This is a genomic window from Mesorhizobium sp. WSM4817, from assembly GCF_055811135.1.
Genome location: NZ_JBVVQQ010000002.1, coordinates 196,959 through 221,515, shown reverse-complemented (window position 1 = coordinate 221,515; position 24,557 = coordinate 196,959). Strand labels below are relative to the sequence as shown.

27 protein-coding genes and 1 pseudogene are annotated in these 24,557 nt (G+C 60.3%); 14 read left to right on the top strand and 14 right to left on the bottom strand.

Annotated features, from left to right (window positions below; genetic code table 11):
* The first annotated feature begins 7 nt into the window (after positions 1 to 7).
* Positions 8 to 1,066 carry a LacI family DNA-binding transcriptional regulator gene (locus AC0L2K_RS03760; RefSeq protein WP_128167811.1) on the top strand — a complete coding sequence of 353 codons (1,059 nt, stop codon included), beginning with the start codon at positions 8 to 10 and terminating at the stop codon, positions 1,064 to 1,066.
* A gap of 143 nt (positions 1,067 to 1,209) precedes the next feature.
* Here the strand turns inward: AC0L2K_RS03760 and AC0L2K_RS03755 are convergent, their stop codons facing one another.
* Complete coding sequence (locus AC0L2K_RS03755) at positions 1,210 to 1,962, bottom strand: hypothetical protein (protein ID WP_473530640.1); 753 nt, start codon at positions 1,960 to 1,962, stop codon at positions 1,210 to 1,212.
* A gap of 247 nt (positions 1,963 to 2,209) precedes the next feature.
* Between AC0L2K_RS03755 and AC0L2K_RS03750 the strand changes: the two genes are divergently transcribed.
* Positions 2,210 to 3,685: an FAD-dependent oxidoreductase gene (locus AC0L2K_RS03750; protein ID WP_473530639.1), complete on the top strand. Its 1,476-nt coding sequence runs from the start codon at positions 2,210 to 2,212 to the stop codon at positions 3,683 to 3,685.
* A 26-nt stretch (positions 3,686 to 3,711) separates the two neighbouring features.
* On the opposite strand, the gene AC0L2K_RS03745 is transcribed toward AC0L2K_RS03750, so the two are convergent.
* From AC0L2K_RS03745 to AC0L2K_RS03725, 5 genes and pseudogenes are all read right to left on the bottom strand, one after another.
* Positions 3,712 to 4,176 (bottom strand): YbhB/YbcL family Raf kinase inhibitor-like protein, encoded by a 465-nt coding sequence (locus AC0L2K_RS03745; protein ID WP_287227103.1) that lies wholly within the window; start codon positions 4,174 to 4,176, stop codon positions 3,712 to 3,714.
* A 49-nt stretch (positions 4,177 to 4,225) separates the two neighbouring features.
* Positions 4,226 to 4,662 (bottom strand): annotated as a pseudogene (locus AC0L2K_RS03740) (DUF2267 domain-containing protein).
* A 174-nt stretch (positions 4,663 to 4,836) separates the two neighbouring features.
* Complete coding sequence (locus tag AC0L2K_RS03735; protein ID WP_473530768.1) at positions 4,837 to 6,189, bottom strand: Do family serine endopeptidase; 1,353 nt, start codon at positions 6,187 to 6,189, stop codon at positions 4,837 to 4,839.
* A gap of 117 nt (positions 6,190 to 6,306) precedes the next feature.
* Entirely contained in the window at positions 6,307 to 6,513 is a 207-nt protein-coding gene (locus AC0L2K_RS03730; protein ID WP_473530638.1) for a sugar phosphorylase, read from the bottom strand.
* Between the two features lie 337 nt (positions 6,514 to 6,850).
* Positions 6,851 to 7,282 (bottom strand): hypothetical protein, encoded by a 432-nt coding sequence (locus AC0L2K_RS03725; RefSeq protein ID WP_287171983.1) that lies wholly within the window; start codon positions 7,280 to 7,282, stop codon positions 6,851 to 6,853.
* A gap of 170 nt (positions 7,283 to 7,452) precedes the next feature.
* Here AC0L2K_RS03725 and AC0L2K_RS03720 point away from each other — a divergent pair, with 170 nt between their 5' ends.
* The 4 genes from AC0L2K_RS03720 to AC0L2K_RS03705 all read left to right on the top strand — a co-directional run bounded on the left by AC0L2K_RS03720 (position 7,453) and on the right by AC0L2K_RS03705 (position 9,867).
* Positions 7,453 to 7,635, top strand: coding sequence for a hypothetical protein (locus AC0L2K_RS03720; RefSeq protein WP_128172175.1), 183 nt, complete (start codon positions 7,453 to 7,455; stop codon positions 7,633 to 7,635).
* A gap of 8 nt (positions 7,636 to 7,643) precedes the next feature.
* Positions 7,644 to 7,865: a hypothetical protein gene (locus AC0L2K_RS03715; protein WP_023799552.1), complete on the top strand. Its 222-nt coding sequence runs from the start codon at positions 7,644 to 7,646 to the stop codon at positions 7,863 to 7,865.
* Positions 7,866 to 8,143: 278 nt separating this feature from the next.
* Positions 8,144 to 8,308 carry a DUF3309 family protein gene (locus tag AC0L2K_RS03710; RefSeq protein WP_023799553.1) on the top strand — a complete coding sequence of 55 codons (165 nt, stop codon included), beginning with the start codon at positions 8,144 to 8,146 and terminating at the stop codon, positions 8,306 to 8,308.
* A 152-nt stretch (positions 8,309 to 8,460) separates the two neighbouring features.
* The gene (locus AC0L2K_RS03705) at positions 8,461 to 9,867 is read left to right on the top strand and encodes a PAS domain S-box protein (RefSeq protein ID WP_473530637.1); all 1,407 of its coding nucleotides are present in this window, start codon (positions 8,461 to 8,463) and stop codon (positions 9,865 to 9,867) included.
* A 61-nt stretch (positions 9,868 to 9,928) separates the two neighbouring features.
* On the opposite strand, the gene AC0L2K_RS03700 is transcribed toward AC0L2K_RS03705, so the two are convergent.
* Positions 9,929 to 10,396: a hypothetical protein gene (locus AC0L2K_RS03700; protein WP_473530636.1), complete on the bottom strand. Its 468-nt coding sequence runs from the start codon at positions 10,394 to 10,396 to the stop codon at positions 9,929 to 9,931.
* Between the two features lie 123 nt (positions 10,397 to 10,519).
* Here AC0L2K_RS03700 and AC0L2K_RS03695 point away from each other — a divergent pair, with 123 nt between their 5' ends.
* Entirely contained in the window at positions 10,520 to 10,774 is a 255-nt protein-coding gene (locus tag AC0L2K_RS03695) for a hypothetical protein (protein ID WP_023799556.1), read from the top strand.
* A gap of 149 nt (positions 10,775 to 10,923) precedes the next feature.
* Positions 10,924 to 11,340: an HD domain-containing protein gene (locus AC0L2K_RS03690; protein WP_473530635.1), complete on the top strand. Its 417-nt coding sequence runs from the start codon at positions 10,924 to 10,926 to the stop codon at positions 11,338 to 11,340.
* A 56-nt stretch (positions 11,341 to 11,396) separates the two neighbouring features.
* On the opposite strand, the gene AC0L2K_RS03685 is transcribed toward AC0L2K_RS03690, so the two are convergent.
* Positions 11,397 to 11,807: a DUF427 domain-containing protein gene (locus tag AC0L2K_RS03685; protein WP_023799558.1), complete on the bottom strand. Its 411-nt coding sequence runs from the start codon at positions 11,805 to 11,807 to the stop codon at positions 11,397 to 11,399.
* Positions 11,808 to 12,028: 221 nt separating this feature from the next.
* Between AC0L2K_RS03685 and AC0L2K_RS03680 the strand changes: the two genes are divergently transcribed.
* Complete coding sequence (locus tag AC0L2K_RS03680) at positions 12,029 to 12,466, top strand: CBS domain-containing protein (protein WP_473530634.1); 438 nt, start codon at positions 12,029 to 12,031, stop codon at positions 12,464 to 12,466.
* Positions 12,467 to 12,892: 426 nt separating this feature from the next.
* Positions 12,893 to 14,023: a site-2 protease family protein gene (locus tag AC0L2K_RS03675; protein WP_473530633.1), complete on the top strand. Its 1,131-nt coding sequence runs from the start codon at positions 12,893 to 12,895 to the stop codon at positions 14,021 to 14,023.
* A 110-nt stretch (positions 14,024 to 14,133) separates the two neighbouring features.
* Here AC0L2K_RS03675 and AC0L2K_RS03670 read toward each other — a convergent pair whose 3' ends face one another.
* Entirely contained in the window at positions 14,134 to 14,790 is a 657-nt protein-coding gene (locus tag AC0L2K_RS03670) for a TerC family protein (RefSeq protein ID WP_473530632.1), read from the bottom strand.
* Positions 14,791 to 15,186: 396 nt separating this feature from the next.
* Between AC0L2K_RS03670 and AC0L2K_RS03665 the strand changes: the two genes are divergently transcribed.
* Positions 15,187 to 16,296: a calcium:cation antiporter gene (locus AC0L2K_RS03665; RefSeq protein WP_287217221.1), complete on the top strand. Its 1,110-nt coding sequence runs from the start codon at positions 15,187 to 15,189 to the stop codon at positions 16,294 to 16,296.
* Positions 16,297 to 16,365: 69 nt separating this feature from the next.
* Here the strand turns inward: AC0L2K_RS03665 and phnE are convergent, their stop codons facing one another.
* The 3 genes from phnE to AC0L2K_RS03650 all read right to left on the bottom strand — a co-directional run bounded on the left by phnE (position 16,366) and on the right by AC0L2K_RS03650 (position 18,838).
* On the bottom strand, positions 16,366 to 17,160 hold the full coding sequence (phnE, locus tag AC0L2K_RS03660; RefSeq protein WP_287171988.1) for a phosphonate ABC transporter, permease protein PhnE: 795 nt from the start codon (positions 17,158 to 17,160) through the stop codon (positions 16,366 to 16,368).
* Positions 17,153 to 17,902 carry a phosphonate ABC transporter ATP-binding protein gene (locus tag AC0L2K_RS03655; RefSeq protein WP_473530631.1) on the bottom strand — a complete coding sequence of 250 codons (750 nt, stop codon included), beginning with the start codon at positions 17,900 to 17,902 and terminating at the stop codon, positions 17,153 to 17,155. Before AC0L2K_RS03655 ends, phnE begins: the two co-directional genes overlap by 8 nt.
* Before the next feature lie 78 nt (positions 17,903 to 17,980).
* Complete coding sequence (locus AC0L2K_RS03650) at positions 17,981 to 18,838, bottom strand: PhnD/SsuA/transferrin family substrate-binding protein (RefSeq protein WP_128172168.1); 858 nt, start codon at positions 18,836 to 18,838, stop codon at positions 17,981 to 17,983.
* 121 nt (positions 18,839 to 18,959) lie between these two features.
* Here AC0L2K_RS03650 and AC0L2K_RS03645 point away from each other — a divergent pair, with 121 nt between their 5' ends.
* Together AC0L2K_RS03645 and phnF are read left to right on the top strand one after the other, a co-directional pair.
* Positions 18,960 to 20,141: an alpha-D-ribose 1-methylphosphonate 5-triphosphate diphosphatase gene (locus AC0L2K_RS03645; protein ID WP_473530630.1), complete on the top strand. Its 1,182-nt coding sequence runs from the start codon at positions 18,960 to 18,962 to the stop codon at positions 20,139 to 20,141.
* A complete protein-coding gene (gene phnF / locus AC0L2K_RS03640; protein ID WP_473530629.1) occupies positions 20,138 to 20,923 on the top strand; it encodes a phosphonate metabolism transcriptional regulator PhnF in 786 nt (261 codons plus the stop codon). The genes AC0L2K_RS03645 and phnF overlap by 4 nt, the downstream gene beginning before the upstream one ends.
* A 58-nt stretch (positions 20,924 to 20,981) precedes the next feature.
* Here phnF and AC0L2K_RS03635 read toward each other — a convergent pair whose 3' ends face one another.
* Both AC0L2K_RS03635 and AC0L2K_RS03630 read right to left on the bottom strand, forming a co-directional pair.
* The gene (locus AC0L2K_RS03635) at positions 20,982 to 21,437 is read right to left on the bottom strand and encodes an NUDIX hydrolase (RefSeq protein ID WP_023799568.1); all 456 of its coding nucleotides are present in this window, start codon (positions 21,435 to 21,437) and stop codon (positions 20,982 to 20,984) included.
* Between the two features lie 93 nt (positions 21,438 to 21,530).
* Positions 21,531 to 22,697, bottom strand: a complete 1,167-nt coding sequence (locus AC0L2K_RS03630) for a glycosyltransferase family 4 protein (RefSeq protein ID WP_473530767.1) — start codon at positions 22,695 to 22,697, stop codon at positions 21,531 to 21,533.
* 410 nt (positions 22,698 to 23,107) lie between these two features.
* Here AC0L2K_RS03630 and AC0L2K_RS03625 point away from each other — a divergent pair, with 410 nt between their 5' ends.
* Entirely contained in the window at positions 23,108 to 24,550 is a 1,443-nt protein-coding gene (locus AC0L2K_RS03625; protein ID WP_473530628.1) for a DUF4214 domain-containing protein, read from the top strand.
* The last annotated feature ends 7 nt before the right edge of the window (positions 24,551 to 24,557 follow it).

Genomic DNA, 24,557 nt, shown 5'->3' with positions numbered 1-24,557 from the left:
GCGCCAGATGGATCAGCGGGTCAAGAAGAAGGCGACGATCTATGACCTGTCCGTGCTGTCGGGCAGTTCGCCCTCGACCGTGAGTGCCGTGCTGAACGGCACTTGGCGCAAGCGCCGCATCAAGGAAAGTACGGCGCAAACAATTCTCGGCCTCGCCGAACTCCACCAATACACCACCAATCTGCAAGCGCGAGGCTTGCGACGCTCGCGATCGGGCCTGGTCGGCCTGATGCTGCCCGTCCACGACAATCGCTACTTCTCCTCCATGGCGCAGACGTTTGAGGGGCATGTGCGCAGCCGCGGCCAATGCCCGGTCGTGGTTAGCGCCAGCCGGGACCCCGAAGAGGAACGGCGGACCGCGGAGACGCTGATCTCCTATTCAATCGACCAGCTCTTCATCGTCGGCGCCACCGATCCCGATGGCGTGCACGAGGTCTGCGAACTGGCGGGGCTGAGGCATATCAACATCGACCTGCCGGGAGCGAAGGCGCATTCAGTGATCAGCGACAATTATCAGGGCGCGCGGATGCTGACGGAAGCAATCATCCGCCACTTCGGCAACGACGATCCTCTGCGGCCGGACGAGCTGTTTCTGTTTGGCGGCCGCAACGACCACGCCAGCCGCGAACGCATCGCCGCTTTCCATGCGACCAAGAAGGCGCTGCTGGGCGCCGACCCTGACGATGGTGTGCAGTCCTCCGGCTATTCGCCTGATATAACTTTGCGTGCCTTCGAGGCGTTTTACCAATGCCGTGGCAAGCTGCCGCGCGCGCTGTTCATCAATTCGTCGATCAATATGGAAGGTCTGCTGCGTTTCATGGCCGGCCGGCCGGCGGAAATGTTCAGCGAACTCGTCGTCGGTTGCTACGACTATGACCCCTTCGGCTCCTTCCTGCCCTTCCCCGTAATCATGGTGCGGCAGAATGTTGAGGCGATGATCACGAAGGCATTCGAGCTGATCGATGAACCTCCGACGGCACCGCAGACCTTCCTGATCGCGCCAGAGTTGATCCAGCCCAGGTCTGCATTGAAAGGGCCGCTGGACACGCTGAAGGATATAGCCTGAGGGTGACCCGGCGCTATAGGGCGACACCGCCTTGAGATTTTCAGTGGTTCATCGTGCCGACTCTCACGGGAGTGTCGCCGTCCTCAGCACGAGCCAACTGGGTGAGTGCATAGGCGCCTGTAAAAGGTCTACAGCACCGAGCGTTAGAAGCGACAACGGATTCCAAGGGCGTTCGCATTGGAACCCTCTGTCATATCTCCAAACGTACCATCGGCGCCGGATCTATGGTGGAGTTGGTAGACGAGTTCGACGTTGGGAGCCTGCCTCACTCTGAACGAAAGCTCCGCACCAACGAAGCCGAGGAATGATGCATCGCCATCGTGGACGATTTCGCGTTCGCGCTCGATCTCGGTAGGGCCGGTAACGGCACTGAATCCAGCAGTCAGTGCGGGCGCAATCGCCAAATCACCAATGACCAGGCCGTGGTGGCGCAGTCGCGCTCCGGCCCAAAGTTCGCCAGTCGTATCATCGTCCTCGCCAAATCTTATGGCCGCGCCGGCGACGCCACCAAGAACGAAGCCAGCGCCGATATCGACGAAATCGCGACCGTATGCAGCTCCGATTATATAGTTGTCCGTGTAGTCGGCACCCAAAACATTGATCGCGTCCCCGAAGGCCCCGTGCGCAAAGACGCCACCAAAGACATAAACATCATTCTTGGTCGGCAAACCGTCTGCGAAAGGGTCCTGGGTCGCAAAATAGATAAAGGGAGAATTGTCATCGGCGAGTCCAGAACTGACTGGAATGCCCAAGATCACCGCAGCCAGAGCCACTTGCAGTCCACGCATAGACAAGCTCCGAATCAATCCATTTCCATGGTTGGCAATTGCAATGGGGAAAAACAAGGTACGAATTGTTTTATCGCCAAAATACTGGATGCGGGTGGCTCGAACCATTCTTCAGGCTTTGCCGGGCGCGCGCAGGTGACCTTCGCCACAGGCCGTAACGGCGCAGTCTTCGGCCGCCGGCCTAACAGTAATGGCATCTGCCTATACCAATTCACGTCCGTTGCTGCGTTCGACTGCCCCGATCATCTGCTGAAGTTCCAAAGAAACCACGATTGAAGACCGTAGATCTCGGAACTTTTTCGCGCCGGCGCGGGTTGTCGATGGAGATGCATCGAACGCATGGGACGCCGGTGAAATGGCCATTCTTTCGGGAAAACCGGGAAGCTGTTGGGTGGCGGCAGCCACCGCTACGAACTATCCCCCGCTCGAGGGCTCAATCCATGCCGATGCCGTTGTCGTGGGCGCCGGGATTGTCGGGCTCACGACGGCGCTTCGCCTTTGCGAGGCCGGTCGGTCGGTGATCGTCATCGAAGGCCTGCGGACAGGCGGCCAGGTGACCGGCCGCTCGACGGCCAAGATCACGACGCAGCACGCGCTGATCTATCGCCATCTCATCGACACGTTCGGGCGGGACCTGGCGCAGACCTATGCCGATGCGAATTCCGCCGGCGCCATCCAGATCCGGGAATGGGTTCGCGACCACGCCATCGCCTGCGATCTCGAGGCCAAGGACGCCTATACCTACACCTGCGATGCAAGCCGGCGCGCGGAGATCGTGGCCGAGGCGGAGGCCGCGCGCCAGGTTGGGCTGGACGCCGATGTTTTGGAGCGCGCGCCGCTGCCTTTCGAAACGGCCGCCGCTCTGCGTTTTTCCGACCAGGCGCAGTTCAATCCGGCGATGTATCTGGTTGGCCTGGCTCAAGCAGTGACGGCCCGTGGCGGACGGATTTTCGAAAACAGCCGCGCGATCTCGATCGGCGAGGCAAGCCGCTGGCGCGTCGTTACCGACAGCGGCACCGTTCACGCCGAGCATGTGGTCGTCGCCACCAACATGACGGTGAAGAGCCCCGTCGGCATGGCGAACCGGACCCAGCCGCGCTGCCACACTGCCATGGCGTTTCGGATCGATGACCCTCGTGCTGTCGACGGCATGTTCATCGGCATCGACGATCCGACGCATTCCATCCGCACCGGCCGCGACGCCGAAGGCCCGCTGCTGGTCGCGCTCGGCCCCAAGTTTGACACGGGCCAGGACGGCGACGTGGCGAAACGGTTTGTCGAGCTGGAACAATGGGTAAGAATGAGCCTTCCAGTTGGGGACGTTGCGTGGCGCTGGTGTAATGAGGACTATGATACGGCCGATAGGGTTCCGTATGCCGGCGAGCCCGATCCGGACAAAGCCTCCGGGTTTCATATTGCCACGGGTTTCAACGCCTGGGGCATCACCAATGGAACGGCCGCAGGCATGATGATCGCGGATTTGATCTGCGCGCGGCCGAGCCCATGGCAAAAGCTTTATGATCCGGTGCGGCCTTATCCCGAGGACTTTCACAGGAATGGCCGCAGCCAATCGATTGTCTCAAGCCTTGACGACATCGTGCCCGGCATGGGCGGTGTGATCGTCAGGGCTGACGAAAAGATCGCGGCGTGGAGAGACGCTGAAGGGGTGCTCCACCCGGTTTCGGCGACATGCACCCACAAGGGCTGCACGGTGACCTGGAACAATGCGGACAACACCTGGGATTGTCCTTGCCATGGCTCGATTTTCGCCGCCGACGGTTCGGTCATCCATGGCCCAGCTCGAAAGCCGCTTGCGCCGGCCGCGCTATAAGAGGCAGCGACTGGCGCGGCCCGGTGTTACCGTGCGTAGGTTCCGACCAGCTCAGTCTGCTCCAGCGCATGCTTCTGGGCTTCCTTCCAGACGAGCTGCACGCCCGCCTGTCCCGGCACACTGAGGCTCGGCACGTCGAGCGCGGCCAGCCGGAAATGATAATGATGGACGCCATGTCCCACCGGCGGCTGCGGGCCGTCGTAATAGGCATTGCCGAAATCGTTGGTGCCTTGCCTGAGTGCCGACGGGCCTGGCTTGCCATCCTGCGCCTCGGTGAGTTCGCTCGCATCGGGCGGGATATTGAACACCGCCCAGTGCCCGAAAATCCCGCTCGGCGCGTCGGGATCCTGCACGACAAGAACAAGGCTCTTGGTACCGTTCGGAACACCGGACCATTTTAGCGGTGGTGAGACGTTCTCGCCGTCGCGGGTATACCTTTCAGGGATTTTCCCGGCCGCCGGGAACGCCGGGCTGATAAGGGTGAGTGGCATTTCCATCTCCCCAAGAACAAGCGCTACAGCCAGCTATATCTGCGCTATTTCACGCCGCTTGCTGAGCTTCCGCGACGCGCCTGATTTCTGCTGGCAAGGATTCCCAAACCTTGATCATCTGCCCCTCTCCCACATGGTGAGCGAGAACCTGGGATACGACCCTGAATGCATCCTTGGAATCGACCGGTCGGGTGAATTCCAGCTCCGCCTTGATTTTGGCCAGGAACTCGTCGAGCGACCGCAACTTCTCGGGAGTCTTGGAGGGCTGATATTGGTCGTAGTAGGCGCCGCGCACGAGGATCGGCAGCTGCGAGCCCAGGTGGGCGGCAAGATCCGGCTACATGCGGTCTCGCAGGGCGTGGAGCACCGCTCCAAGCACATGCATGCGACCTGCCGATCCGGTCCAATCTCGGTCATGATCTCGTCGAGCCAGATGTTTGTTATCTGCAGCGTCTTGTCGAATACTTCGAGTCCGGTGGCGCTCATCCAGGCCTCCTTTCAACAGGTTGAATGACTCATTGGACGAAACGGCCTTGGTCGGCTGTTGTTCCCGTCCCTAAAGGCCGCCTCTCGCGAAGGCGGGTGATCTATTCGGCCAAGTTTACGTTCGCCAAACTTAACGCGTTCCCGTCAAGAGTTGGCCCGTCAAGATTTGGCCCGTCAAGATTTGGCCGTGGCCACGGCAACGAAAAGAGATTGCCCTTGCCTGCTGATGCGGAACAACATCGGCTTGTTCAGCTGGCGCGATTTCGCCCACTCCTCTTGGATGTCCGACGGCTGTGTCACATCCCGGTTGTTGGCCGAGACGATCACATCGCCAGGCTGAACGCCGTTTTCGGCGGCGAGGCTGTTTGGAGCCACTTCCTGGACGAACACGCCTGTAGTATCCGGCTGGAGTCCGAGCTGCTGGCGTGCCTCATCCGGGATTGGGCTGAGCGACAATCCAAGACGCGTGTCGGCCGTTTCCGACTTCGGAACGGCGCTGGTCTGTTGCTCCTCATCGTTGCGTTGTCCGATGGTCAGAGCTATTTCCTGTTGGGTGCCTCCGCGGTTCCGTGTCAGCGTCGTTTTTGTTCCCGGCTTTTGGCTCGCAGCCGCGAGCGTCAGATCATGGACGCTCTGGATGTCCTTGCCGTTAAAGCGTGTAATCACGTCTCCCGCCTGTATGCCTGCCTGCTCTGCCGGACTGCCGGGTTCGACCGAGGCGACCAGCGCTCCCTTGCTGCCGGATATTCCAAGCGCCTCGGCAATCGACGGGGTGACCTCCTGGAGACGCACCCCGATGAAACCGCGCTCGATCCGGCCAGTGCGGATCAACTGGTCGACGATGTTCCGGGCGGTGCGGGATGGTACCGCAAAGCCAATCCCTATGCTGCCACCTGTGGGAGATACGATGGCCGTATTGACCCCGATCACTTCGCCGCGCGCATTGAACAGCGGGCCGCCGGAATTGCCGCGATTGATTGAGGCGTCGGTCTGGAGAAAATCGTCGTAAGGACCGGCATTGATGTCGCGCGAACGGGCCGAAAGCACGCCGACGGTAACGGTGCCACCGAGCCCGAACGGACTGCCGATAGCGATCGTCCATGCGCCGGGTTGTACTGCATCGGAGTCACCCCAGGCGGTCGTTGTCATATTGGACCGCGGGTCGATCTTCAGCACCGCGAGGTCGGTTGCCGGATCGCGGCCGACGAGCTGCGCAGGCAACGTTTCCTTGTCGGAGAATACGACATGAATTTCGCTTGCATCGGCAACGACATGGTTGTTGGTGACGATGTACCCCTCGGGGCTGATCACAAAGCCGGAACCAAGGGCCTCTCGCACCTGCGGTTGCGCCGGTCCGAGGCCGGGACTGCCGAAAGGACTAAGAAAGTCGCCCAGCGTCGCCTGGTCCTGGATGATCTGTTTGGTCGTTATTGCGACCACGGCTGGAATTTTCTCGCGCACGATCGCCGTGAAGTCGTTTGGGATTTCCTGAGCTGCGAGCGGAGCAAAGCCGCCGGCCGAGAGCATCAGAGTTCCGGCGATCAGGCCGGCGCAAAGTCTTTTGTTCAATACCGGTAACATGGCCTGCGACTCCTCCAGCGTTCAGTGATCAAGCATGCGACCGCTTCGGCATGAGCCAGCGGTTCACCAGCGGATTACGACAACCCTGTCGTTCCCGTTGGCGAGTTCGACAGCTTCGGTGCCGTCCGGTTTCCGGCTTTCGATCCGGGCACCTTCTACTGTTTCTATGCTGGCAATGTTGGCCGCAAAGGCCTCGTCAATCTCGGCGGCACAGACGAGGGTATCCGGGGGCAGATCCTTCACTTGGTCCATCAACTCGCGAAGCTTCATGGCGAACCTCTTGGCACAGGCCCGGATTCTTTCAGCCGCACATTCCAACCATGTGCCTCCAGAAAAGTTCCCAGACGCGATTGCGGGCATGTCACAGGGACGAGATTCCGCCAACGATGCATCGGTGGTGGCGTGGATCAGGGGCGCGGGCCGTGTTCACATGAATCGAGCTTCCTGCCCCTCCGACAAGGGACCCGGCCATGAGCCTTCGTCCGGCCGCCCTGAATTCAAGGCGTCGGCTCGATCAACACTGCGGCGCCGGCGATGCCACCAGCCTTTTGCCGGCCAGCCGCTAACGAGAACGATCAAGACTTGTCGTCACCGTTCTGGGCTGGCCTCAATGCACAAACCTTGCCCTCAGCCAGGCCAGAAGTCTGTTCCCGGTAATCGTCCGGCGGACTCTGGCGGCAGCCCATCGCGCTTGCATCGTAGCACCAACGTGACAGTGACAGACGATATTGTGCAACTGCCAGTCACTTAGCTCGAAGAAGCGCTTTGCCTCACCGTAGGTATCATCTTTCAGACCCATGGCGCGCAGCACCGGATCCTCATAGGCAACGGTGATCGGCGACCCCGCGCCACGCGCTACGTCACGAGCTTCAGGACTGAGATATTCGGTGCCTGAAAGGGCTCCGAGGCAACGCCGTGGATTTTGTTCGAGAAGCTCTGCCCAACGCTCGATCCGCTGCGTCCGAGTCATGGTCGGGTATGTCGCCGAGGGCTCAACTTTCGCAACTGTCTGCAGTTGGTCGAGTGTTTGGTGTTTCATGGTCGGCTCCTTTCAACAGGTGGAAGTGCCCACGCCCTAACAGAAGATTATTGCGCTGCGACGCGCCGACAAGGCCGGAATTGGCAATGTCAGGAGTTTGCCCCTCGCCCGGTTCGGATCAGGAACCTTCCCGGGGGCCTGCTTGTTTTGGCTAGTGAAAGGAGACGGTCATGAGCACAAAACCACCACCCGTTCCGACAGAGAACCAGAGCCCAAAGGGTCCGGGCGACAAGAAGTCGGTTCCTGTCGACCAGACGCAGCACAGCCATTCCGCCCCAAATCCTGACAAACAGGGCCAGCAGGGCAACACGAAGGTCAATACGACCCATCAAGGCTATCAGCAGGACCGCTAGGTGATTTCATGTCCACGTCGAAGAAGACCCGCGCCAGTATTCGCCATGGCGGTCCTGGCGCATCGCACGAAAACGCCAAGGAGCCGCTGGTGATAGAAAAGCCGCCAGCCGATTCCGATCTGCGCAGCCGCAGCAAGATCTCAGGCGGCGGAGGCGAACGCGACAGCCACCATACTCATGACCCCGAAAAGAAGGGCGGCGGCACCCGGCCGGCAAACAAAGGGCGGTAGAGTGGCTGTGGCCTTCTTTGGCCTACCGCCGCAACTTCCGACTGCGTCAGGCATTTTTGCTGTGATCGCCGTTCCTCCAGGCGGTCCGAGGCTGAGAAAGCCTGTCGCCCGCGGGCTCCCGGCCGTCTCGTCAGCCTAGCGGCTTTTCCCGCGAGACGAGCGACAGCGATGCTACTTCCGGTGGAACAGGAAGCCCCCTCTGGGAGTTCATACCGTCATCAACAGGCGCATGGACGTGCCCTTGTACGGCGCGGCAGCGCACGAATGGGAGAACCACCATGAGCCTCGGAACCATACTCATCATCATTTTGATCCTTATCTTGCTTGGCGGGTTCAGCGGTTTGGGTGGTGGACCGTTCTACGGCACCGGCTATTATGGTGGCGGTGGCCTCGGTCTCGTGCTGCTGATCGTTATTATCCTGGTCCTTCTCGGGCGCATTTAGTACACGATTAGGCGGACAATTTGGCGATGATCCTGTGTCGGCCTGATGCCTTGCCCAGGAATGTCGCCGCGACTCACGTGATTGTCCGGACGGAACCGAAACCGCTCAAGGGCATTATAGCCGCTCAGAAATCCACGAGAACGGCGCCATAAGTGAACTTCGTTGAACAAGCCGATGTCGGCCTCGGAGTTCCGGGCATTCCCACTGCCGATCTGATGCAGGCACTGCCGGTCGCCATCTACACCGTCGACGGGCAGGGACACATCACCTTCTTCAACGAAGCCGCAGCTGAGCTCTGGGGCCATCGTCCTGTTATCGGTCGGGACCTATGGTGCGGCTCGTGGAAGCTTCGTCATCTGGACGGTCGGGATATGGCGCATGGCGAGTGTCCGATGGCCGTGGCGCTGCGCGAAGGGCGGGATGTCTCCTGGGACCAGGCGATTGCGGAGCGGCCGGATGGCGAACTGGTCCCATTCAGGGCTCACCCACGCCTGCTTCGCGACGAAGCGGGCAATGTAGTCGGTGCCATCAACACGCTGCTCGACCTGCGCACGCAGACGCTGGGCGATGAAGCCCGCATGCGTCTTGCCGCCATTGTCGAGTCGTCGATGGACGCCATCGTCTCGAAGGACATGAATGGCATCATTACCAGCTGGAACTATGCTGCAGAACGCCTGTTCGGCTACACGCCTGCCGAGGTGATCGGCCGGCCGGTGACGATGCTCATTCCGCCTGACCGTCTCGACGAGGAAGTCTCGATCATCAGTCGCATCCGCGCCGGCGAACGCGTCCCCTCCTATGAGACGATGCGCCTGCGCAAGGACGGCACGCTCGTTTCGGTCTCGCTCACCGTCTCACCGATCCGCGACGGGATCGGGCGGGTCGTCGGCGCCTCCAAGATCGCGCGCGACATCAGTTCCCACAAGGAGAACGAACGGCGCATCCGACTGCTCATGCGCGAGGTCAACCATCGGGTGAAGAACCAGTATTCGGTCATCATCTCGATGATCCGCGAGACAAGCAAGCTGACGAGCACACCTGAGGCTTTCCTCGGGCAAGTTCGAGAGCGCATCATGGCGCTTTCGGAATCCCATGATCTCCTGGTCAATGCCGAATGGCGCGGCGCGACGGTCGGCGAGCTCATCCAGGCACAGCTCAAGGCCTTCGCAGCGCAGTCCCGCGTGTCGATGGCCGGGCCACTGGTGGTACTGCAGCCGAACGCCGTCCAGTATCTCGGCATAGCCTTTCACGAACTCGCCACCAATTCGGCAAAACATGGAGCGCTGTCGTGCAACGGCGGACGCGTCGAGATCGATTGGCACGTGGTCCCTGCGGGCGACGGCGCTGAGACCTTTCGACTGGTCTGGCGTGAGTTGGACGGGCCAATCCTGGACGCTGTCAGGGGGCGCGGTTTCGGACTGGTCGTGCTCGAGCGAGTGGCGCCGCAGGCTCTCAGCGGCAGCGGGCGGCTGGAGTTCCACGCGCGAGGCATCACCTGGACGCTCGAGGCGCCGCTGCATTTCGTCCAGACATCACTGGCCGAAATCGCGGCCGATTGAAGGAATTTCGCCGCGCTCGTGAAGCTGAGCCCTCCCCGCGACCGACTGTGTTCGGCCAGACCTATTGCGTTTGGTCCGGCGGGCGAAAATAAGGCGAAACAGCCCTGTCCTCCAGAACATCGACGTCGCCTCTTCCAGGCAGGGCATCGCAGCCAAGCGAGTGCCGATCGACGTTACCTGGTTCAAACACGGTCAGGCTGTCGAATTCCATGGCCGCCCCGTAGAACTGGGCGGCTTGCAACACCAGGCATTCGACGTCTTCAAGCGCAACGTTTTCTGCGAGGTTTCGCAGCCGCACAGCCTCGGCCACCGCAGTGACATTGAGTATCCCCTTATCCCGGGCGGCTGCCCAAACCTGGAGGTTGACGTCTTGACACAAATGAGCCGAGTAACCGAAGCGCATTGAAAACCCCCTTTCAGGAGCGGTTTGTCCCTCGTGATCAGCATGTGCCCTATCAATCCGAATAGCAAGCTGAATTAGTAAAATTACCCACACAATCAATGATTTAGCATATGACAAAGACTGCATAATCGACGCCTTCCCGTAGCTGTCAGCCGTTCACACCAATGGCTAATCAACCGGTCTTGACGACCGCTGAGGCATTTCCTAATTCTTAGGCAAATACTAATCTTGAGCGACTGGAGGGCAGAAATGGCCGAACTGGAAAGACCCGAACGACTGCAGATCATGCTAACGTCGGAGGAATTGGCTGCTTTGGAAAACTGGCGCTTCGAAAGGCGCATGCCAAGCCGGTCTGCGGCCGTGAGGGAGTTGCTGCGGCGCGGTCTCCACGCGGACGGATTTTTGACAGCGGCACAAGGTGCCAAGTCGCAGGATTTTGGAATTCTGCCCAGTTCCGGCATTGTCGATGGAGCGTCCCGCGACCAGGGCGGCAGCAAGCTGTAAGGCTGCCCTCGCGGCGCTGGAGATGTTTCGGCGCCGGAGCCTTGCCCATTCTGTGGAACTTCAGGCAATCGTCGCGCGTTCGGTGAGGCATGTTGTGGACTGGAACAAGGCCGGTTGCAGCATCACACAGGCCAGCAAGGATCGAGGCAGTGAGCTTCCTTTACCGCGCGGCAAAAATCGCCGAACAAGCTCATGCGGGGCAGACGGACAAGACCGGACGGCCCTATATCGAGCATTGCCGCCGGGTCGTTGATGCCGTCGAAACGCTCGACCAGAAGGCCGTTGCCTACCTCCACGACGTTGTTGAGAAAAGCGACGATTGGGATCGCGAGCGGCTCGAGGCGGCAGGTTTCGGAACATCCATCGTATCGGCCGTCGATGCGATGACACGCAGGCCGGACGAGGACGACCTCGCTTTCGTGCGCAGAGCAGCAGCCAACCCATTGGCGCTGCCGGTCAAGCGCGCCGATCTTACCGACAATTTATGGCAGGCACAGCAGATTGGCGCGTCGACATCGAAATATGAAGACGGACTGCGGATCCTCAACGAAGAATTCTCCGAATGACTAAAGGATTGTCGCCGGTGGCGTGATCGGCCGATGTGCGACCTTCATGCGAGGCTCTATTCGGGGATGTGAGGCGTATGTCGCTTGTCCTCGGCAGGATCGGCATCGATCCGCGCCTTGCTGGGATCGAAGGCGCCATGGCGGGCGATGGCCAATGCCGGCGTGTCGGGCGTCTCGTAGGCCCACATGAAGTCGTCGGCCGCTCCGCCCACCGCGTGGACCCGCCAGTAACTGGCCGTGCCCTTCAGCGGGGAGTGGGTTGTGGTGTTGGTCTTCTCCAGAAGGTCGAAATAGATATCCTCGAAGGGGATATAGAAGACCGGATCTTGCCCCTCTTCATGGAGCACTTTTGCCCGCTCTGTCGAGGCAATGATCGCGTCGGAGAACCTGACCGTCACGGTTCCATTGAACGGGGTAATCGTCAGCGCGCCGGGACGGCTGGTGGAATTTACGGCTAAGGGCTGCATTCGACTTCTCCGTTGGCTGCCGATCTCCTGGAACGTCGTATCGCCCGTCAGGGTTCCAACCGCGTGAGGCTCATTGGAGCCGCGACATCGGGGGAGCCGGCGACAGATGAAAAACCTCCCGCGGGGCATTCAGATTCAAGGGAACGTTACCGCCGAAGAGTTCGTTTCCTAGATTGACACCGGAACCGGCGGCGGGGCTTCGCAAGTTAAGGGAGATTGCCATGAAGGTCGGCAACTGCATGACGAGGAATGTACAGGTCGCTAACCCCGAACAGTCGATCCGCGAAGTGGCTGAGATGATGGGCAGGCTTGACGCCGGAGGGATGCCCGTGGGCGACCACGACCGGCTGGTCGGGATGATCACCGATCGAGATATCGCGATCCGCGGCGTAGCATTGGGCAAGGGACCTGACACGAAGGTGCGTGTTGTCATGAGCCCGGAGGTCAAATATTGCTTCGATGACGAAGACGTCGAGCATGTGCTTGAAAACATGGGCGACCTGCAGGTACGTCGGCTCCCGGTTCTGAACCGCGACAAGAGGCTCGTCGGCATCATCTCGCTTGGCGATCTCGCGACGAATGGCGAAGCGGCAGAAGCGGGAGAAGCTTTAAGCGACATCTCGAAGCCGGGCGGCGAGCATTCGCAGACTGCTCACTGACTAACGCCGCGACATGTCGGCGCAAGGTCAACATCACTTGTTTCGCGGTGCGTCGGCTAACGCCGGCGCCCCGCCGGAGCCTTCTGCATTTGCGATGTTTTCGGCAAAGGTTCAGGAGCATCCATGACAACGATCCGAAGCACCGTGTCCTTCAGCGCCGAAAAGCGCGGCAGGGCGAAATCATCGTGCAGGCGCGGACGCGTCAGATCACGCGCCGAGACATTCACCCGCTTGTCGTGTCGTGATAAGCTGTTCTTGCGACGGGACCGCGCGACACCGAGGCGGGCATCTCGCGGCCGGGCAGCCCTTAGTCGCAGACGATGAGCTTGAGCACCTGATGTTCTCGAACGATTGCAAGCGTCCTGCCAAACCCTGTTGCGAAGGTGGGGCCTGTTGCCAAGGTCGGGCCTCTCGGAGTGGACGGATTTGGGTTGGTCGCTGAACCTCGGGACGATCGCCGGCACCACCGTGCGCGTTCACTTTACCTTCCTGCTTCTGCTCGTCTGGATCTGGCTGACGCACTATCAGATCGGCGGCACGCCAGCGGCCTGGCAAGGCGTTGCCTTCATCATTGCGGTTTTTGCCTGCGTGGTCCTGCATGAGTTCGGCCACATCGCCGCTGCGCGGTATTTCGGCATCAACACGCCGGACATTACGCTTTTCCCGATCGGCGGCGTCGCCAGGCTCGAACGCATGCCCGAAGAGCCGGGGCAGGAGTTCGTGATCGCGGTCGCGGGGCCGCTGGTCAATGTCGCGATCGCCGCGCTGATCTTCGTCCTGCTCGGCGGGTCGGCGGGCGTCGAACAGATGGCCGGGATCGAGGATCCGCGTATGAGTTTTCTCGCCAGGCTTGCCGGGGTCAATGTCTTCCTGGTCATCTTCAATATGATCCCAGCCTTCCCGATGGATGGCGGCCGTATCCTGCGCGCCGCACTCGCCGCCCGCCTGTCGTGGTCGCGCGCAACCCAGATCGCAGCCATGATCGGGCAAGGATTGGCCTTCGTCTTCGGTTTTGTTGGGCTGTTCTACAATCCGCTACTGATCTTCATCGGCATCTTCGTCTATCTCGCCGCGGCAGCGGAAGCGCAAAACGCACAGATCCGGGAGGTAGCCACAAGCGTCCTTGTCGCGGATGTGATGATCACCGAGTTCGCCCGGCTGGAACGGTCGGCGACGCTCGACCAGGCAATCGAGATGCTGCTCGCGACGACGCAGCACGAATTCCCTGTCGTCGACTCCGCTGGCCATCTTGAAGGATTGGTGACACGCAACGACATGATCCGGACATTGAAGGAAAAGGGACCCGCCGCACCGGTCGCGAGCGCAATGCGGCACGATATCCCGAAAATACATTACCGCAAAACTCTCGAGGAAAGCCTGCGGCTGATGCAGCAGGCAGACGTGCCTGCTGTAGCCGTCGTGGACAGTTCCGACCGGCTGGTCGGGCTCATGACACACGAAACCATAGGCGAGATGCTCATGATCCGCTCAGCCGTGTCGGATGCCTTCCGATTTGGTCGTTTGCGTGGGGCCAAGCCGCGATTCACACGGATCTGAGCACGAGGATTCTTTTCACCGCCGGATCGGGTGAGTGCGCTCTAAATCGTAGCGGAGCGATAAGCAGAAATCGGCCGGAACGAAGGTCGTCCCGGCCCTTTTTCTGTGTCTCAAGCGCCCGGAACGTGAGGCAGAAGTTCAAGCGCACCGCGATAGATCATGTCGCCAGCTACGTAGAGGATGACCACCAGCCCGGCATAGGCGATCCAGCGGTGCTTCTGAAGCAGATTGGCAATGAGGTTTGCAGCGATGCCCATCAGCGCGACGGAGAGGACAAGGCCGAAGATCAGCACGTTCGGATGTTCGCGCGCAGCACCGGCTACCGCCAGAACATTGTCGAGTGACATGGAGACGTCGGCGATGATGATCTGCCAGGTTGCCTGGGCCAGGGTCTTGCGCGGAGCCTTGCCAGCTACGACACCATCGTAGTCGACGTCGCTTTCCGAAAGCGCTTCGATCGCCTGTGCTTCCTGCGCATGGTTTTGCCGGAGTTCGCGCCACATCTTCCAGCAGACCCACAACAGCAAAAGACCGCCGGCGAACAGCAGCCCGACGATCTGCAGGAGCTGGGTTGTCGCGGCCGCAAAGCCGATGCGCAGAACGGCCGCTGCGATTATGCCAACGACGATTGCGTTTCTGCGCTGCTCTTTGGGTAGTCCGGCCGCGGCAAGGCCGATAACGATGGCATTGTCGCCGGCCAGCACCAGGTCGATCATGATGACCTGCATGAGAGCGGTCATTGCTTCGGGACTGAAAAAATCTGTCATACGGCACCCTTGCGTTCAGCTAGGGGTGACGCGGCTTGCGAGTATAACCGTAGAGCAACGCGGACACCGCGTGTGACAAGAGAAATGCCGCTACAGCTGAAGAAAACTCAACGCCAGGCCACCCGGATTGGAATTCCAGTCCGACATCGCAGTCCTGATGGACTGCCAGAGGGGCCCGGCCTGGCAGCACCTAGCTATTGCCCCAAGCGCAAAAACTCAAGGCTTAATTGTGATCCGCATATGCGGCATCGAGTTCGGCAAGCTGGTTAAGCCAGGTCGATCGGCCACGCGGCCATTGAACGGGCCGGCAGCCGCAAGTAGACTGATACAGTGCGCTTCGGTAAATTTCTCCAACACCCGATCTGCGACCGTCGATGGCGATGAAGGAATTCCGTCTTGGCTGCTCATCGACGATCGATCGGCCAATATCTGTTCCCAATCGGCTCCTTGGGCCTGGCCGCACTCATTCATTTCGGCGCCGCGTCGATCGAGCATTCGCCGCTCTCGATCAAAATCCTGGCGTTGATCGTCGTCGCTATCTTCATCTTCGCGACAGTGTTTGTGGTTTTGCATCATGCAGAAGCCGTCGCACTGCGGCTCGGTGAACCATATGGCACGCTGCTGTTGACATTTTCGGTGACGGCCATCGAAGCGTCGGTCATCGTTTCGATGATGCTGCACGGCGAGAACAACCCGACGCTGGCACGCGAATCTGTGTTTTCGACGGTCATGATCGTTTGCGCTGGCGTCGTCGGCGTCTGCCTCACCCTGGGTGGGCTGAAGCATCGATATCAGGACATCAAACGTCAGGGCACCAACGCCTCGCTTGCCGTCATTATGGCGCTGACAGTTCTTACGCTGATCCTTCCAAACTACACGCTTGCAACAAGCCCCGGTACGTTCTCCGCCTCGCAGCTCGCTTTCGTGAGCGTTCTTTCAATCCTCCTCTATGGTGCCTTCGTCTTTGCCCAGATGGTGCGCCATCGGGGCGATTTTATCGAAGACCTGACCTCCAGCGCGGAACATGACAAGCATGTATCTGAGGGTGGGAGAGTGACCACCAATGTGCTCCTCTTATTTGTCGGACTGGCAGGGATCGTTCTTCTGACCGAACAGGTGGCCGGCAACATCGAGAATGGGCTCGAGTTTCTTCATATTACCCAGGCGGACGCCATCGTGGGCTTCTTCGTCGCTGCGCTTGTGCTTATGCCGGAGGCGGTATCGGCGGTTCGGGCAGCACTCAATAATGAACTTCAGCGAGGGCTGAATGTCGCCCTCGGCTCGGCCTGCGCCACAATCGGCCTGACAATCCCGGCGATCGGTGCGGCGAGCCTGCTCACCGGACGAAGCCTGACTCTTGGTCTGGGTCCGGGGGATACCGTGCTTCTCATCCTCGCCCTTGCCATCAGCATCGTGAGCTTTGGGACGGGCCGAACAACGATGCTAACGGGGCTCGTTCATCTCGTCGTGTTTGTCGCGTATCTGTTCCTTATCTTCGTGCCGTAGGTGATCGACCCGCCGTCTTCGGCCATCGCTGCGTCCTGTCGATTTGCGGCGCACATGCCTAGCCTGCAACTACTGGACCTTCGAGCGCAAGCGATCAGTCACGAACTCCATCAACACCACGATGGCGAAGATCACGAGAATGATGGTCGAGGCATTCCTGTATTGGAAAAGATCGAACGCGACCTTCAGCTCCTGTCCGATGCCACCGGCTCCAACGAGGCCGAGAACAACGGACGAGCGCACTGCCTTTTCAAGCGCGAAGAGCGTGGTGTTTATCAGGGACGGCATGGCGTCAGGCAGTACTGCCCCGCACAGAACAGAGAATCGTCCGGCGCCGATTGCAAACAGCGCTTCCTGAGGTCTTTCGTCGGCATCCTCCATTGCCTCGGCGAAGAAGCGCCCGCAAAAGCCGATCGTATCGACGACGATGGTCATGGTGCCGGCAACCGCCCCGAGACCAACGGCTGACACGAAAAGTAGTGCCCAGACCAAATCTGGAACAGTCCTGAACAACGAGACCAGCATCCTGGAGATATGCCGGAACGGGCCGATCGGGGTTATATCCTTGGCCGAGAGCCAGGCAAACGGCAAGCTGAGGACGACACCTATTGCTGTCCCCACGAGCGCTATCTGAAACGTTTCGACCATGCGCCAGAAAACCCTCAGGAGGAACCCTGGCTCGACATTTGGGGGTATCATGCGGCCGACGAGATGGACCATTCGGGGCACCCCGCCTGCCAGTTGTTCCGGCGAAGGTGCGACCTGCCCGGCGGAAACGATCACGAGAGCGGCCAAAGCGACGGCAAAGCTGAAAGTGACGGGCGAGATCGATGGAATCCGGCTCAGCGAAAGGCGGTCATGCATCGAAGACGTCTTTCAGATCAGCGCGGGTCACCTGCGCCGTCGGTCGGTCGAAGAAGACCTTGCCCGCCTTGAGCGCTATCAAGCGGTCGGAGTAGTCGAGAGCATGCTCCATGTCGTGCGTGGTATAGACCAAAGTGATCGCCTGTTCCTGGGTCAGCTCGGAGAAGACGCGCATCACATCATGTCCAGCCGCCGGGTCGAGACTTGCCGCCGGTTCGTCTGCTATCAAAAGCTTCGGACGCCGGATCAACGCACGGGCAATCGCCACCCGCTGCGCCTGCCCTCCAGAAAGCGCGTCGGCGCGGGCGCCCGCCTTGCCGAGAAGCCGCACTTCGGCGAGGGCCTGCATTGCTTCCTCGCGCCAGTGTTGCTTTGCGATGGAATGGTGCCAGCCGCGCCAGCCGCCGGGCAGCCCGAGCTTGCCCTGCAAAACGTTTGTAAGAACCGATTGGCGGCTGACCAGTCCGTGGTGCTGGAAGACAAATCCGATCTGCCTGCGTATGCGCCGCAGCTGGGCGACGGACGGCACCGAGCGGAAGCTCTCGCCGAGGGTGACGACCTCGCCACCGCTCGACGGTAGAAGACCAATGAGGCATTTGAGCAGGGTGGATTTTCCAGCACCGTTCGAGCCAATCAGGGCAACCCGTTCGCGCGATACTATGGTGAGGCCGATACTGGAGAAAATGACCTTTCCGTTCGCATAGCTCTTCGCAAGATCGTGCGCCCGAATGATGGCTGTCATAGTGACCTCTTGGCCCAGACCGAACTGCGAAACAGACGGCGGTTAGCCGCCGGCCTTGTCGCTGAAAAGGAGCGAGCCTCAGTTTACGAAGTCGGTGAGGGTCTCGATTCCGATCGTGCGGTACATCGAGCGGACATAGTCGTAGTCCGAGTCCCTGACATCAGTCAGGAAGAAACCGCCCTTGAATTTCTGGTTGTCCTCGCCGGTCAGGATCGCTTTCATCAGCTCATTGCCATTCTTCGCAAAGGCATCGCGGATCTTGACGAACACGTCATCTGAAATGTCCTTGCGGGCGACAAGAATGTCGTTCGGCAGATCGCGGCCCCGTGCGATGACCGAGAAGGCAACGCCGGGGAATGCTTCCCGGACCGAGTTGAGATAGCCGAAATTCAAGCCGATAGCGGCGATGTCGCCGCGGATGAGAGCCTCAGCCGCGATGTTGCGCGATATGATTACTGGTTCGTAATCGGTGGCATATTTCAGGTTGAAATCGGCCAGCGCCTGCGCGGGGCCGAGGTGCTGGGAGGTCGAGCCGACCGAGCCGAATGCGACCTTCTTGCCCTTCAAGTCTTCGACCGAGCGGATCGGTCCATTCGCCAGCACGGCGATCTGAGCGAAATAGTCGGGGCGCTGCCAGGCGACAACAATCTTCGGCTGGCTTAATTCCTTCATGACGACGTATTCTGCAGGACCGGTCAGGACAAGATCGACCTGCCCGGAATTCATCGCCTCGACGGCGGTGGTCCGCGAACTGACCGGAAACAGCTCGACATCCAGGCCGGTCGCCTCCTCAAGAGCGGTCTGGAAAGCACCGAATTCCTGCTGAAGAGCCTCCAGTCCCTCCATGTCGGTTACCGCGAATTTCACTGGCTCCGCAAACACTGGAACGGCGGAGGCAAGCGTCAGGGCGAGTGCGGTTGCGATGCTGCGGATCATCGTTTTTTCCTTTGCTGTATAGACAGGAAACTGTTACCGGCTAATCCGTATACGCAGCAGATGACGTGCTCGTGACATTTCGCCGGCGCCACCGGCAGCCTTTGCTTTTTTGAGGGATACAGTGAACTGGCACATCCAGGGTGGTCGCATCCTTACCGAACGGGGACTTGAAACCGCGGACCTGAGCGTCACCGGCGGCGCCCTGTCAGAGCTGCGAGCGGCCCATGCCTCCACAATCGATGCCGATGGTCTGCTCGTGCTTCCGGGGATCGTCGATATTCACGGCGACGGCTTCGAGCGCCAGATCATGCCGCGGCCCGGTGTCCGCTTCGACACCGCGCTGGCGCTGAAAGATACGGACCGCCAGCTTGTCGCCAATGGCGTAACCACGGCCTTTCACGGCGTGACGGTGTCGTGGGAGCCTGGACTTCGCTCGCTCGACGCTGCCAAACAGCTGATCGGCGCGGTCTGCGATCTCCGCGATAGCCTTGGCTGCGATACGCGTCTGCATCTGCGCTGGGAGACCTTCGCGCTTGATCAGATGGCGCAGGTCGTACGATGGCTCTCGCTTTCGCCACGGCCGATCATCGCCGTCAACGATCACACGACGGGGTCGGTGCTGAACGGCACGATTGCCCGCAAGATCGGTCAGATGGCGGAGCGGTCTGGCTTGAGCCGCGAGCAATACATGACGTTGCTCGGCCAGATTTGGTCCCGCCGCGCCGAGGTTGAGATCGCGATCGGGAAGCTGGCCGCAGATGCGCGGGTCAATGGCAATGTGCTTCTTGCACATGACGAAGCGTCTCCCGAGGAACGCATGTATTTTCGCGCCCTCGGCGCAAAGGCCTCGGAATTTCCGCTAACGCTCGAAACAGCCAAGGCCGCGCGGCAAATGGGCGAGGACGTGATCCTCGGCGCGCCCAACGTCGTGCGCGGCGGCAGCCATAATGGAGCGCTAAATGCCACCGAGGCCGTCAGAGCCGGACTTTGCACGGTGCTGACCAGCGATTACCACTACCCTTCGCCTCTGCATGCGGCCTTCAGACTGTCTTCGCCAGACGCCGGCGACTTCCCCTCGATCTGGAATCTGGTTTCGGCAAACCCGGCCCGGGTGGCCGGCCTCGACGATCGCGGCTCGCTTGTTGCCGGCCGCCGGGCGGATCTGATCCTGGTCGATGCTGGCGATCCAGAGCATCCGCGTGTGGTGGCCACCATGGTCCATGGACAAATTGTCTATAGCTCCGGGCTCTCCCGCACAGACCGATGGTCTGCACAGCGGTCGCCGGTGGAAAAGGTTTCATGAACTTGGACACAAAAATTTCAACACCACACGAGCGCAATGGCAATCGCCTTCTGGCCTTTGACGGGCTGGTCTTTCGGCCACGCAACGATACGCCAATCTGGCAGCAGATCTACGATCACATCTTCGATCTGATCGAGAGCGGCAGTCTTGCGCCGGGCAGCCAGCTTCCCGGAGAAACGCATCTGGCAGAGAAACTCGCGGTCACCCGCATTACGCTTCGCCGGGCGCTGCAGCAGTTACAGCATGAGGGCCACCTCACCGCCCGCAAGGGCGTCGGTATCTTCGTGCGAAACCTGCCCTCGACATTCACTGTTCGCGACGGACAGCGCTTTCTCGACAATTTCGAAGCCCACGGCCAGGAAATCGGCACCAATACGCTGCTGATCGTCCGGGAACCGGCCGAAGCGGCCGTGGCGGAACGGTTGCGTCTCGCACCTGACACCACCATTATCCGGCTGTGCCGGATCAGAACGTCGGACAAGCAGCCGGTTTACGTCAATACCAAGTTCTTTCCGGCGCATCTCTTCCCCGACTTCGAGCAGAGATACGATGTGCGTCAGTCGGTGACCGATGTTTTCCGCGCGCATGGCATCGACAACTACCGGCGGGCCGGGACGCGCATCAGTGGCGGCTTTGCATCCCCCGATGAAGCGGAAATCCTGCGGCTGACGCCCGGAACGCCAGTATTCCGCATCAATGCTGTCAACGAGGACCGCAGCGGCGTACCAATCGAATGGACCCGCGGCTGCTGGCCGCTGACATCCGTCGAATTCGTCTTCTGATTATGGCGCATGTCAACACGACCAGTTGAGGACGTCAGTCGGGCCATTGGGTCGACCCTTAGACAGACACCACAAGCCGGTCGAGAAAAGGCCGCTGGCCGACAAGCAACTTTTCCCGGGCCATTTCGAGGCCGAACCACCCTGCGCGATCGATCTCAGGAAAAGTCTGCATGCGGCCGCTGCGCGGCGGCCATCGCATCTCGAACATGTTGCTGCGCAAGGTGCCGGCATCGAAATCGCCTTCGGCGCCGAAGGCCGTAACAAGCTTGCCGCCGGGCTGGCGCAGTTCCCCTAGCGGAAGCAGTGCTCCCGAGAGCTCCCAGCCGGTTTCCTCCTCAAATTCGCGACGCGCCGCGGCTTCCGGCTGTTCGTCATCACCATACTCGCCCTTTGCGATCGACCATGCGCCGAGATCGCGGCTTTGCCAGAACGGCCCGCCCGGATGGACAAGCAGCACCTGCAGTTCGTTGGTCGATCTGCGGTAAGGCAGGATGCCCGCACTTCTTTTCGCCATCGCCTCATGCCTCCGGAATCCAGCCTGTCATCGCAGGCAGGCTGAACGGGAATGATGCGCCTGAATGGCAGATGCCGTTAGACTCGAGATACCTCAATTGATACTAGCCGCCGCCGCAAGTCGCTCATTCGGATTGCATTCGACTACCCCAGGCGGTGGTGGCGGCACTTCTGGAAATCCATCCACGCTGGCCATCAGCTCCAGATAGCGCTGAGCCGACGCGGCCCACTGAAATCGCGCCGCCCTGGCGCGACCGCGTGCGATCAATTTGGTTCTGAGGCCTTCTTCGTGGACCAGGCGCATAAAACAATCGAACCACGCATTCTCGTCGCAAGGTGATGCGTACAACACCGCATCGCCGCCGATTTCGGGGAGGCTGGCACGGTCCGACATCACCACCGGACATCCCAGTGTCATGGCCTCGAGGGGCGGCAGCCCGAAACCCTCGACCAAGGAGGGGAACGCGAGGCATAGGCAATCGCGCAGAAGCGCGCCGAGTTCCGCGTCCGGTCTTCTTCCCAGCCAAATGACGTTCGGGGATTTCTGGTCGCCGCTGCTGGCGAAAACGCGGGACGTTGACGCGCCGACAACAACAATCTGCAGCCCCGCCGCGGCAAGTCGCTCGTGCATGCCGATGATCAAGCCGACATTTTTGTGCGGGATGGAACTGCCAAGCACGACGATCGTACGAGGGCCGGCGACTGCCAGTGTTTGTTCTGAATGGCAAGGAGCCCATCGCAACGCATGTTCATGCCCATTTCCTACGATTTCGACCTTTGTCGCCGGGCACACGCCATAGCGCGCCAGTTCACCGGCAGAGTATTTCGACACCGTCGTAATTTTATGCGTGGCCCGGCCCAAGGCCGGAACCAGGGTGCGGTAGAGAAGCCTGAATTGCAATGAATAGCTCTGCGGGGCTACCCGTGTATTGACGTCGTGAATGCACAGCACCTGCCGACGAACCGTCACAGGGCCGGTATTGCAGAGGCTAAGCAGCCCTCCGCGAAGATGGGCCGGAAGCGCAGCCTGTTCCCATAAATGCCCCCCAACACTGCCGACGGTCCGGACACGGATCGCTGCCAGGGGCAATTTTTCAAGCGCCCCCGGCGGGACCAGCAACTCAACCGTCAAATCCCGTGTCAAGGCAGCCTGGTCCACGATCAAGGCGTCCAGCGCCGAAACGATCTCGCGTGCGTAGCGCTGAACTCCGGTGGTCGGCTGCGCGAGAAAACGGCCGTTGATTGTCCAGTGTCGTGTCATCACAGGGTTTTTGGTCACCAGCGCCATGCCTCAGTTGCACGACTTTGGACGACCAGGGCAGCAGGGTCATCCTGGCCTTTGGGACGTACCCGATCGTTTGCCCGAAAAGGCTTCCCGGCAGCTCTCATCCGAATGGCGAGGCCAATCATCGGCGTTTACGCCAAATGTGTGAGGTTCTGCGTGGCGCGGTTTTGCTAGACTGCGTCGGGCAGCGCGGCAGATCTCGATCGTCGTGCACGGATGGATGTCAGGCGAGTTGAGCGAGTGGAGTGATGCCGCATGATGTCTGGCGCAAAACAGGCAAGTTCGCGCTGATGCAGCGGCCGACCAGTCCATTGCAACAAAATTCCGTTGGACGGGCCGTCGCCGCGACCAGGCGTCTTTGGACAACCTTGGCATGCCTGCTGGGCATGACAGCTTCGGGCGCAGCCGATCTGCTCTGGGGGGTGAACGGCCATCCCTTCAACGCCTATCCCGGGATATCGATCGAACAGCAACTCGACTATGTCAGCGACCTCGGCATGAAGTCGTATCGCGTCAACATTTCCAGCGCCGACAGCGCCACCAAGCTTGCCGAACTGGTCAAGGCGGGCAAGCAGCGCGGAGTCGAAATCCTGCCGGTAATCACGCCCGACCTGGACCTCGACAACAAATCCGTCGATGACCTCTATGCGCAAGCCTACGATCTCGCGTCGACACTGGTATCCCGCTTCAAGGACGACATCCGCGTTTGGGAGCTTGGCAACGAGATGGAGAACTACGCCATCCTGATGCCCTGCGAGATGCAGGACAACGGAATCCAATACAACTGCTCCTGGGGCCCTGCCGGCGGCACCGAGACGTCCGACTATTTCAGTCCGCGCTGGGCAAAGGCAAGCGCAGTGCTGCGCGGCCTGTCGGATGCAACCGTCGCAGTGGATCCGACCATACGAAAAGCAATGGGAACGGCCGGCTGGGGTCACCGCGCAGCGTTCACCCGCATGCTGCAGGACGGCATCAGATGGGATATATCGGTCTGGCATCTTTACGAGGGCGATCCCGAGGAAGCATTCAAGTTCTTGGCCACTCTCGGTCGTCCAATCTGGCTAACCGAATTCAACTACGCCGGGGGCAGCCAACGAGGGGAAAAGCAGCAGGCGGATGGTCTGGTCCAGGCGATGACGCTATTGCGCCGATATCAATCTCGATATGGATTGGAAGCTGCCCATATCTACGAACTGCTCGACGAGCCGTACTGGGCGCCAAGCTACGAGGCCTTTATGGGCCTCGTGCGCCTGAAGAAGCGCGGCGAAGGGCTATGGGCGCCGAGCGGGCGAAAGCCGGCATACGATGCCGTAAAGAGGACCATTGCGAACGGCAATGCAGGCTCGAGCTCGTCAATGGCCGCGACGGAGAGCTTGCCGCCTGCTGACCAGATGTCGGTGCCCCGCGTTCCCGGCATCGGGGCATTTCACCCCTGTTCGCTTGATGCGTTCGACAAGTCTGTCTTCAACCACGCCAACCAGATTGCATATGCTTACTGCCTGGTCCTGCGTCGCATGCCGTCTCCGGCCGAGCAGTGGCGCGAGGTCATCGCGATGAAGAAGGATCCATCGATCGTTCCATTACTGACGAAGATGTTGCTTTCGGTCGAATTCAGGACTGACAATCAGCCGGTTGGGCTTGGAAACGCGCAATACGTGGCCCTTCTCTATCGGACATTGCTGGGACGGGAGCCAGACGGCCAGGGACTTTCTGCTTACGTGTCGAAACTGGACAGCGACAAGGCGAGTGGAGAACAGATCGTGGCCGAATTGATCCATTCGTATGAGTTTCGCTCCAGACACACGGTTCTGTTTGCCAACGAGCCTTAGCTGGCGG